Here is a 10255-nt window from a genome sequence, read left to right on the forward strand (position 1 = left end):
CCACCTCAGTTTTACCGCCCAATACGCACGGGCGCGGGTAAGGACAGTTAGGCCGTGCCGTGTTTCGGGGTTTATAAAGGCGGTGCTGGGCGTGGTGTCTGTGAGGTTTATAAAAGGCCCGCATGGCAGACTTTACGGAGAGATACGCGCACGCGGTATCATGGACATATAGACATTTCCGTATTCTCGGATGCCACCGGGCACTCTGGGCAGTGAAGGTTAATCGCCGGTCACATGCGCGCGCATGGGGTGAGGTGATAGCCTTGAGTGCGCTAAAATTGATCCGAATATTGACCAAGTGCTCGGGGCCGTTTCAAAATGTCTCGGCCCCGAAGTTAATTCACCACAAGACATTCCGAGGGGGCTATTGGGGTTGGCACACCCTTGACTGAACGATGAGCTCCGCCGCGCTCGCATCACCTGCAATTGCCCTTGCAGCTAGTTTCCCACAAGCGGAGTCTGGCCGATTGACGTAGGCGTCCGCAGCATTGCCTGCGTCGGCGCTATTCATCATCATACTGGATAAAGCGCTCCGTGCCCGCTGTGCGATGATGTCATTGGCATTTTCTGGGGTGTCATTGAGGACGAGTCTGTAATACGGAATTGTTTTGATTGGGCGAATTGAACAATTGATGAGTTGGATATGGTCGGCGGGGTAAATGCCGCCACCATGGACCGCATACGTTAAGGGGTGTCCCTCGGGGGTTCCTTCATAGTCATGAAGCATATGAATAAGTTCGCCCTTTTTGACGGGATACCCAAGATCGTTACCAATATCGTTAATCACCCGGCCAATGCATTCATCTGAGGCGGTCACTTCGTCCTTTGGCGAAGTCGGAGTGGGTTGAGCCCGTGCCATCGTAGTACCTTCAGAAGGTAAATCCGCGATCCGTTTTTGGTAAACACGATGAAGGCAGGATGCATCGCCGCCGCACTTGGAACGTTGTTTTCTCCATTCCGCTTGGCTCAATTTAAGATCTTTCAAGCTTTCAGGATGCTTCTGGCGGGCGTTTTGATAAGCGGCAGCCATAGTGCGATCAAGGTCGGCTAGGTCTGGGCTCTGACATACAGCGATCTCATCCGGTGCTTTTGCGGATTTACAATCAAAGCTCGGACGTGAAGGGGGAGATGTATTGTGATCGACCGGCGACGGCGCGGAGCTGGATGTGGCGCCTGCGTGGTCCGGAAATTGGATGGCTTCGATTGGGATTGTACCGAAGCAGCCAGAAAACGGCCCTTCGATAACTTCAACAAATGTCGGGGACTGAAACAAGCTAGGGAGCTTGACGATCACGATAGCCGTCTCCGCTGGTACGACACACGCAGCCAAGGGAGCCAAGAGCAATGGGTTCGTCTGGTTTGCGCCTGAATCTATGATTGCCATGCCGCGATCTTCCGATTCGGCGTCTTTCCAGACCACAACCGTGTCAGTACCTAGGTAGGGCTTAATTCTATCTGGTGTCGATTGCGCTTCGGCGTGAGCCGCAACGGCTATCCAAAATACTGACAAGATAAATATGCGCCGCATGGAAGCCTCCTGCTGAATGGCGCAAGCATAGCGACGGCGCAGGGGAGTGGAAGACCATCGTGTCGGGTCTACCGGGAACAATGGCTAGGGGCTTCTATCTAAAGCTCTCAGCGTCGCAACAAGGCGCAACTAAGCACTTTCGGTATGGTGGGTGGTTGGTGGGGTAGGTTCCTAGAGCACCCAAATAACATAGCCTTTTCAAAGGCAAGTGGCGGAGAGACAGGGATTCGAACCCTGGGACCCCGCAAAGGGTCAACGGTTTTCGAGACCGCCCCGTTCGACCGCTCCGGCACCTCTCCGCATCGGTGGTCTTTAGGTGAGGCGGGGTTTAGCCTGCCGCTCGGGGGGGCGCAACCGGTTTTTTCGACTTCGGATAAACAATCTGCACCGTCCTGCGTGCGCCTGCGCAACAGCCGTCTTGCCGCGCCGGTGCAGCAGCGTATCCTGCGGCAAAGACAACCCGCACGGCCGTCGTGCGAAACCCCGCGCAGGAATCCGATGCCCCTCCCCCATCTTCGTTCTCTGCTTCGCCGGATCCGGCGCGGCCTTGCAATCGTTACCCTCGCACCCGTTGCCGTTGCGCTGTGCTGGGGGGGCGCGGCCCATGCCGATGCGGCACGCGTGCTCGATCTGCTGCAGACCGACCGGCTGTTCACGATCTTGCAAGGCGAAGGCGTCTCTTACGGCAACGGTCTGGCACAGGACATGCTCGGTCAGCCGGCCGATGCCTCCTGGGGGGCCATCGTGCGCGCGATCCACGATCCGGCGAAACTCCTGCCCGAATATCGCGAGCGATTCGCCGCCAGCCTGGACCCCGCGCAGTCCGAGGCCATCGAGACCTGGCTCAGCTCTGACCTCGGACGGCGATCGGTCGATCTGGAACTGACCGCGCGCGAGGCGATGCTGGACCCCGAGGTCGAGGACAAGGCGATCGAAGCGGCCGCGCGGGCCTCGGATGCCCATGACCCGGCGCTGGCCGCGGTGCGGCGGGTGATCGCGGCGGGCGACACCATCGACACCGGCGTTGCCAGCGCGATGAACGCCAACCTCGCCTTTTACCGCGCCATGTCCGAAGCCGGCGCCTTCCCGCAAAAGCTGAGCGACGAGGTGATGATCGCCGATGTCGCGGCCGAGGAGGAGGCGTTCCGTCAGGACATCACCTCCTGGACCGAGGGCTGGCTGCTGTTCGCCTACCGGCCGCTGAGCGCGCGGGACATGAAGGATCTGGCGGTCTTCGCCGCCTCTCCGGCGGGGCGCGCGCTCAGCCGGGCACAGACGGTGGCCTTCGATGCGATCTATGCCGAAACATCGGCGGAACTGGGCCAGGCGCTGGCCCGGCGCGTGCGGGCATCGGACCTGTGACCGGTCGCGCCGGATCGCGTCAGGTCAAGTCCGCGTGAGTGGCCCGCGATCAGTCCACCCTGGTCAGACCACCCAAAGCATCTTTGAAAACAAATGGAAATTTCACATCGCCGGCGGCTCACGACCGGCTCGATGACGGCCTTTGCCGCTCTGCAACGGGATTGAAACCGGGGCGGCAGCGCATAAATCTCCGGCTGCAGGCACCAAGCTGCACGGCCCTGCCCCGGCCCGACCCACCTGCATGGGATGCCGGAGCAAAAGACCGCAAGGCCGGTTCCGAAAGGAGAACGAGATGAAGAACATTCTGCTGACTGCCAGCGTGATGACGATGCTCGGCGGCGCTGCCTTTGCTGGCGGCTACAACAAGCCCGTGGTTGAATCCCCCGTCGTGGCCGCTCCGGCGCCCGTGGTGACACAGAACACCGACTGGACCGGGTTCTACGTCGGCGGCGATGTCGGCTATGGCAAGCCGAATGGTGAGCTGAAGACCGACGGTGCCCTTGGCGGCGTGAATGCCGGCTACCTGCATGACAACGGCAGCTACGTTCTGGGCGGCGAACTCGCCTACAACGCGGCGCACATGGATGCGGGCGACGCGGGCAAGGTCAAGAACATGACCGACCTGAAGCTGATCGCCGGTATCCCCACCGGCAAGCTGATGACCTACGGCACGCTGGGTGCGTCCTACGTCAAGGCCGATCTGGGCAATGACAGCCATTCGGACACGGTTCCGCTGGTGGGCGTGGGCGTGAAATATGCCCTCGACGATCACTGGGCCGTCGGCTCCGAACTCGACTATCGCAAGGGCCACGATTTCGACGGCACCGGCGACAGCCTGAACATGACCACGCTTGCCGCAACGGTGAGCTATCGGTTCTGAGACCGCGCGCACCGGCCGGAGAGCGGAGGGTCTTCCCTCAGCCCACCGGCTCCCTTGCCGGTGCGATGCGTGCGCTCATGACAGCCGGGTCCGAAAGGGCCCGGCTGTTTCGCATTCCGGTGTACGCCCGATTGCCCCGGATCAGGGCTGGCGGAAAAACCCGGAGGCTTCGGCAATCGCATACAGGCCGCGCCCGACCTTGGTGATCTTGCCCTGACGCAGCAGCGTCCCGAAGGCACGCAGGCGGTCTTCGGTTTCCGCGGCGCCGCCCTCCGGATCGACTGCGGCCACGTATTTCAACACATCGCCGGGCTTGAAACCGGCCTGCCCGGCGGTCTCGGCCAGATAGGCTGCGGCGGCCTCGATCTGCTCGGCGGCGGTCACGGCGCCGAGGCCGCGGGCATAATCAGCGAACCGGGCCGCCTCGTCCGGGGCAAGCTCCGCGGTTTCCGCCCCCTGCGCCCCTTCGCCGAAGACAGCCTCGTGCAGCATGTCCGACGAAATCCGCCGCGGACGCACCTGCGCCGGCGCATCCATGTCAATACGCTGCCCCAGACCGAGGACCAGCGGCGCCGGGCGCGCCGCGGACGCACGGTCACCGGCCGCATCCGGAGCGGTCAAGGGCGGAGCGGTCAAGGGCGAGGTCAGGGTCAGAGGCGGCAGCCCGGTCACGCCGGCCCCGGGTGCGGAAGCAGGCGCCAGCGGGGGAACGGACGACGGCGGTGCGTCCGAGGCGGCCAGACGGCTTGCCAGCGCGGCGAGGCGGGCGCGTGCGGCCTCTTCCTCGCCCGCCAGCGACATCTCATCGTGCGGGGCCGGGGTATCATAGGCCTCGACCTGCGACAGGAATTCGGCATCGGCCACCAGCGCAGCGGCTTCGGCCTGATCATCCTCCTCTGAGTCGGCGGAGACCGGGGCAGCGGAGGTCGGCGGCTCGGATGAAACCGGATCGTCCAACGCCGGATCCGGCACCGCGCTGCCGGCCTCTTCGGACCGGAATTCGGCGACAGGGCCGGACATGAGCTGCTCAGGCTCAGGCTCAGGCTCAGGCTCAGGCTCAGGCTCAGAATCTGCCTCGGGCATGACCTCTGCCACAACCGGATCTTCAGCGACCGGATCTTCAACGGCAGGTGCCTCAGAGGCGGAAGCCACAGCCTCGCGGATATGGCGCAGGGTTTCGGCGAGGGATCCCGGATCCCCGTCCGAGGTGGGGCCGGTGCCGGCTCCGGTCTCGGGCGTGGCATCGTCCGGGGCAGGCAGATCGGGTCCGGCCAGCACAGACAGCACATGCGCGGCAATCGCGGCAGAATCGGCTTGCGCAGGATCGGCCGGAGACCCGGCCGCCGGTTCCGGCACGGCCGGCGCGTCCCGGCCCGCCCCCAGATAGATGTTCGTTCCCTCATCCCAGAATTCGACGGGGCCATTCGCCACCGCCTCGACCCGGCCAAGCAGGGAATCAGTATCGGCCTGCGTCCAGTGCGCGGCGAACGCCTCGCCGGCCTCGGCGCGGGCGCGCAACAGCCCCGAAATCGCCGCCAGAACCGCGAACGGATCGGAAAACCCTTCCAGCGTGCATGAAACCGTTCCGTAGGTGAGAGTCAGCGGAGTGCCTGAAGACGTGACCATGAGTGCCGGCTTTCGTGAAACGGTGTCGCAGAACGGACCGTGGGCCCGGTCTCATTAATGACCTGTAAATCGGCATTTCCAAGGTGTTTCCCGGTTAACAGTTGCCGTGCCGGCCAGAATCGGCATCTATCGCGGCATGACGGACACGTTTTTCACATGCGATGCGGGGGTCGTTCTGATCGGCGGCGGGGTCGTCGACCCGGCCGATCTGGCGATTGCACGCGCTTTGGCACCGGCGCTGGTGGCGGCGGATGGCGGCGGAGACCGGGCGCTCGCGCTCGGGGCCGTGCCAGAGCGGGTGATCGGCGATCTCGACAGCCTGAGCGAGACGGCACGTGCCCGCCTTGGTGCGCGCGTGATCCGCGTGGCCGAGCAGGAAAGCACCGATTTCGGCAAATGCCTGAGCCATGTCGCGGCTCCGTTCTACATCTGCCTCGGATTCGCGGGGCTGAGGCTCGATCATACCCTTGCAGCGCTGAGCGAGCTTGCCCGCCGTCCGCGACAGCCAGCGTTCCTGATCGCCGAGGACGAGGTGGTGTTCCGCCTGCCAGATGCCCTCGATCTGAACCTGCCGGTGGGGGAACGCGTCTCGCTGTTTCCGTTCGGGCCGGTGCGGGCGCGCTCCACGGGGCTGCGCTGGCCGCTCGACGGGATCGACTTCGCGCCCGCGGGGCGGGTCGGCACGTCGAACGAGGTCTCCGGTCCCACGGTCTCGATCCATGTCGAGACGGGCGACGCTCTGTTGCTGCTGCCGAAGCGCTACCTGCCGCTCGCCTTGCGCGCCGTCACCCGCTCGCGGTGAATGAGGTAAAGCCCCGAGGCCACGATGATCGCGATGCCGAGCCAGCTGAGCGGATCGGGAAAGTCGCTGAACACCAGATAGCTGAAGAAAGTCGACGAGAGCATCTCGAAGTAATGCAGCGGCGCCAGCGTCGAGGCCGGCGCATAGCCGAGCGCATAGGTCATCGCCATGTGGCTGACCGTGGCGAAGAACCCCACACCGAACAGCCACAGCCAGAAGATACCGTGGGGCCAGGAGAACCCGAGCTGGTCGATCCCCGAGGCCTCGCCGAAGGCCAGCACCGGCAGGCACACCAGCGTTCCGGTCAGCGCGGTGTGCAGTTGCATCGTCACCGGGTGCACTTCGCTCGAGAGCTGGCGGGTGATCAGGATATACAGCGCGAAGCCGAACGCCGTGCCGAGCGGCAGCAGCGCCACTGCCCCGAACACCGAGAACGACGGCTGAATGACGAACAGCGCGCCGATGAAACCGACGACCGCCGCCCCCAGACGGCGTGGCCCGACCGTCTCGTTCAACAGGAAATGGCCGATCAGCAGGATGATGAACGGCTCGACGAAGGCGATGGCCAGCGCGTCGGCGATCGGCATGGTGCGGATCGCGGCGACGAAGCAGAAGGTCGACAGTGCCGAGACCGCGCCGCGCAGGAACGTCAGCCCCCAGGCCCGGCGCGACATCGCCATCGGCAGCCGCATCGCCAGCACCACGGGCAGCATCAGCAGCCCCTGCCAGATATAGCGCCACAGCGTGACCGTGCCGGAAGACACCTGTTGCGCCGCCAGCTTCGACGAGACGTCGATCAGCGGTGCCACGAGGCAGAAAAACAGCATCAGTCCGATGCCGAGGGCGATGCTGTCCTTGCGTTCCATCATCGCCCTCTAACGCTGCTGGCAGGTGCCGTCCAGAGGCGCCGTTCAGCCCATCCGCTCCGAGGCGTAGGAGCCCGGCGAGGCGGCGAAGACCACGGTCTTGTTGCCGTTGATGAAGGCACGATGATGGATATGGGCGTGAATCGCGCGGGCGAGGACCTGCGCCTCGACATCGCGGCCGAGCGAGACGTAATCCTCGGGCGATTGCGCGTGCGTCACGCGCACGGTGTCCTGCTCGATGATCGGGCCCTCGTCGAGGTCGGCGGTGACGTAATGCGCCGTCGCCCCGATCAGCTTCACGCCGCGCTCATAGGCCTGCTTGTAGGGGTTCGCGCCCTTGAACGAGGGCAGGAACGAGTGGTGGATGTTGATGATCCGCCCCGACATCTCCCGGCACATCTGGTCGGAGAGGATCTGCATGTAGCGCGCCAGAACGATCAGCTCCGCCCCGGTCTCGTGCACCACCGCCATCAGCCGGGCCTCGGCCTCGGGCTTGTTTTCCTTGGTCACCTTGATGTGGTGGAACGGGATATCATGGTTCACCACCACCTTCTGATAGGTCAGGTGGTTCGAGATCACCCCCACGATGTCAATGGGCAGCGCGCCGATACGCCAGCGATACAGCAGATCGTTCAGGCAGTGGCCGAAGTTCGACACCATCAGCAGAACCTTCATCCGCTCGCCGCAACCGTGGATCGCCCAGTCCATGTCCAGCCGTTCCGCGACCGGTGCGAAGCCCGCGCGCAGCGCCTCGATTCCGGTGCCGGTCTGGCTGTCGAAACTGACGCGCATGAAGAACCGGCCGGTCATCGTGTCGTCGTATTGCGAGCTGTCGGTGATATTGCAGCCGGTCTCGGCGAGATAGGTCGAGATCGCCGCGACGATGCCACGCGTCGTCGGGCAGGTCACGGTCAGCACATGCGAGGTCGTCATCTTCGGTCCTTTCGGGGCGGGCACGGGGTGCGCTCGCCAAAGTTCGGGCGCCCTGGGGTGCCCCGGTCCCGGACCCCGATGGGGGGCGGTTCGGGGCGATGGCATCGGGCGACGATGCGGGTCCGGGCATTGGCGGCGAAAACTACGCGGCCGGCGAGGCGGGTGGCGACCCCTCCCCGCCCGAAACCGACATGGAGCGCCGGCAGGGGCACCGATGGGGGCGCCGGCCGTGGGACCGGGCCGTAAACAGTGCCCGGGCCGGTCCCGCACGCGCCGGCCGCGGCACCGGGCGGTCAGATCTGCTTTTCGGGGATATGGACGATCAGCCCGTCGATCTCGGGGGTGACCTTGATCTGGCAGGTCAGACGCGAGCGCTGCGGATCGGGTTCCCAGGCGAAATCCAGCATGTCTTCCTCCATCGCCTCGCGCGGCGGCAGACGATCAGCCCATGCGGCGTCCACATAGACATGGCAGGTGGCGCAGGCGCAGGCGCCGCCGCAATCGGCCTCGATGCCGGGAACGCCGTTGTCGCGCGCCCCCTCCATCACCGTCGAGCCGGGCTGGGCGTCGACATCGTATCTGGTGCCATCGGGTTCGACATAGGTGATCTTGACCATCTGGGGCCTCCGTTCGCGGGCGGTGTATCGGCTCCCGGTTTATGCAACTCGGCCCGGGCGGGCAAGCCTGCGGCTTTGCGCGCGCGCGGGCGATGGGCTTCCGTTGAAGCCTTCGGGGGATTGCGCATAGCGCCTGCGGCTTTGCGCGCACGCGGGCGATGGGCTAGGCTGGGACATTCTGTCCGGGCAAGGGCGCCCTGCCCCGCCCGGGCCTGTCTGAGGTCGTCATGCTCCGTTTCTTCCCGCTTCGTTCCGCCAGGCGCATGTCGTTTGTGCTGTCTTCGCTGATCGCGCTTGCCGGCTGCGCCGGATCGACGGGGCTGACAGACCCTTCGCTGAAGGACGAGCTGTTACCCGCCGCGCCGGCCGCCGCCACCGGTCAGTGCGTGGCACAGATCTGGGACGGCCGGGATGGCGTGGTGCGAGCGAAATGGCTGCGTATCGTCTGCCCCGAGGCCCGCACGCCCGCCTTCGATCTGGATCTGCGCCGGGCGCTGGCCGCGCGCGGTCATGGCGAAGACCTGCCGGCGGCCATCGCGGACTACCAGAGTGCACACGGCCTGCCCTCGGACCTGCTGGCTTACCGCACAGCTCAGCAGCTCGGGCTGGTTCCGTGGATTGACGAGGGCATCTAGGCTCAGGCCCCATTGATCTTATGCGGTTGAGGTGATTCAGGCTCCGCAAGGAGACCTGAACGATGGGCTACCTTTACTGGCTTTCCGACGCTCAAATGGAGTGCCTCAAGCCGTTCTTTCCGAAGAATATCCGAAGATCAGAAAACAGTCCGGGGGACTGTTTTCCTGAGGATGGGCAGGCCTCGCGTCGATGAGCGTCGCATCCTGAGCGGAATAATATTTATCAATCGCAATGGGTTGCGCTGGTGTGGCGCGCCGAAGGAACAGGGCCCGGCCAGGACCCTCTTCAACCGATGGAAGCGCTGGCGCGACAATGGCGTCTTCGCAGGGATCATGGTGAGCCTGGCCACTGAGCGTGCCGAACGCAAGACGATCATGATCGACGCGACCTGTCTCAGGGCACACCGCACGGCGTCGGGCCTGCGGGTCAAAAATGGGGGGCGTGAACGACATATCGGGCGAACCAAAGGTGGCATGAACACCAGGTTGCACGCCGTCGCCGATGCGAAGGGGCGGCCGATCGGGTTCTTCATGTCGGCCGGCCAGGTCAGCGATTACACCGGCGCAGCGGCTGTGCCGGGCAGTCTGCCGAAGGCGGGATGGCTGCTGGCCTGCGGAGGCTATGGCGCCGATTGGTTCTGAGAGGTTCGAAAGACAAGGGGATAAGGTCGTTCGGGGCCGATTCGATCCGCTGGATCAAATCCTGTTGCCCCTCACCCCAGGTCGGAAGTCCCGCGAGAAGGCGGTGAAATACGACAAACGGCGCAACCGCATCGAGATCATGTTCGGCAGGCTCAAGGACTGGCCAATCGTCGGGAAAACAGCCTACTGGACTGTTTTCTGATCCTCCTCATACGTCGCAACCCGATACGACCGGTGCCCGGAAACATTCTTCTCCGCGATCATACTCGCCGCAGCAGCATACAGGGGCCTTGTCCGAAGCCCCCACCAGACCGAATATCCCTTGTGCGGACGCATAATTTACGAGCACCAAATGGCGATTCTG

At 64.2% G+C, this 10255-nt stretch carries 9 protein-coding genes, 1 tRNA gene and 1 pseudogene; 5 read left to right on the forward strand and 6 right to left on the reverse strand.

The features are described 5' to 3' along the window. Nucleotides 1-364 precede the first annotated feature (364 nt). Both CG50_RS16710 and CG50_RS15555 read right to left on the reverse strand, forming a co-directional pair. Entirely contained in the window at nt 365-1528 is a 1164-nt protein-coding gene (locus tag CG50_RS16710) for a lysozyme inhibitor LprI family protein (protein ID WP_081880490.1), read from the reverse strand. Between the two features lie 209 nt (nt 1529-1737). Next, nucleotides 1738-1827 (reverse strand) — tRNA-Ser (locus CG50_RS15555). Between the two features lie 199 nt (nt 1828-2026). On the opposite strand from CG50_RS15555, the gene CG50_RS15560 reads away from it, so the two are divergent. Together CG50_RS15560 and CG50_RS15565 are read left to right on the forward strand one after the other, a co-directional pair. After that, nucleotides 2027-2890 (forward strand): DUF2059 domain-containing protein, encoded by an 864-nt coding sequence (locus tag CG50_RS15560; RefSeq protein ID WP_036640431.1) that lies wholly within the window; start codon nt 2027-2029, stop codon nt 2888-2890. 292 nt (nt 2891-3182) lie between these two features. Further along, complete coding sequence (locus CG50_RS15565) at nt 3183-3770, forward strand: outer membrane protein (RefSeq protein ID WP_036640433.1); 588 nt, start codon at nt 3183-3185, stop codon at nt 3768-3770. A gap of 141 nt (nt 3771-3911) precedes the next feature. Here CG50_RS15565 and CG50_RS15570 read toward each other — a convergent pair whose 3' ends face one another. Next, nucleotides 3912-5396 (reverse strand): hypothetical protein, encoded by a 1485-nt coding sequence (locus CG50_RS15570; RefSeq protein WP_036640435.1) that lies wholly within the window; start codon nt 5394-5396, stop codon nt 3912-3914. 136 nt (nt 5397-5532) lie between these two features. On the opposite strand from CG50_RS15570, the gene CG50_RS15575 reads away from it, so the two are divergent. Beyond that, nucleotides 5533-6198 (forward strand): thiamine diphosphokinase, encoded by a 666-nt coding sequence (locus CG50_RS15575; protein ID WP_036640437.1) that lies wholly within the window; start codon nt 5533-5535, stop codon nt 6196-6198. Here the strand turns inward: CG50_RS15575 and CG50_RS15580 are convergent. The 3 genes from CG50_RS15580 to CG50_RS15590 form a co-directional block, all read right to left on the reverse strand. After that, nucleotides 6156-7067: a DMT family transporter gene (locus CG50_RS15580; protein WP_036640439.1), complete on the reverse strand. Its 912-nt coding sequence runs from the start codon at nt 7065-7067 to the stop codon at nt 6156-6158. The genes CG50_RS15575 and CG50_RS15580 overlap by 43 nt on opposite strands. Nucleotides 7068-7109: 42 nt before the next feature. After that, nucleotides 7110-7997 carry a formyltetrahydrofolate deformylase gene (gene purU, locus CG50_RS15585; RefSeq protein WP_036640443.1) on the reverse strand — a complete coding sequence of 296 codons (888 nt, stop codon included), beginning with the start codon at nt 7995-7997 and terminating at the stop codon, nt 7110-7112. 293 nt (nt 7998-8290) lie between these two features. Next, complete coding sequence (locus CG50_RS15590) at nt 8291-8614, reverse strand: 2Fe-2S iron-sulfur cluster-binding protein (protein WP_036640446.1); 324 nt, start codon at nt 8612-8614, stop codon at nt 8291-8293. Nucleotides 8615-8841: 227 nt separating this feature from the next. Here CG50_RS15590 and CG50_RS15595 point away from each other — a divergent pair, with 227 nt between their 5' ends. Beyond that, complete coding sequence (locus tag CG50_RS15595) at nt 8842-9249, forward strand: hypothetical protein (RefSeq protein WP_036640449.1); 408 nt, start codon at nt 8842-8844, stop codon at nt 9247-9249. A gap of 62 nt (nt 9250-9311) precedes the next feature. Then, a pseudogene (locus CG50_RS16715) lies at nt 9312-10165 on the forward strand (IS5 family transposase); the annotation flags it as partial. Between the last annotated feature and the right edge of the window lie 90 nt (nt 10166-10255).

The sequence above is a fragment of the Paenirhodobacter enshiensis genome (genome assembly GCF_000740785.1).
Lineage (GTDB): Bacteria > Pseudomonadota > Alphaproteobacteria > Rhodobacterales > Rhodobacteraceae > Rhodobacter > Rhodobacter enshiensis.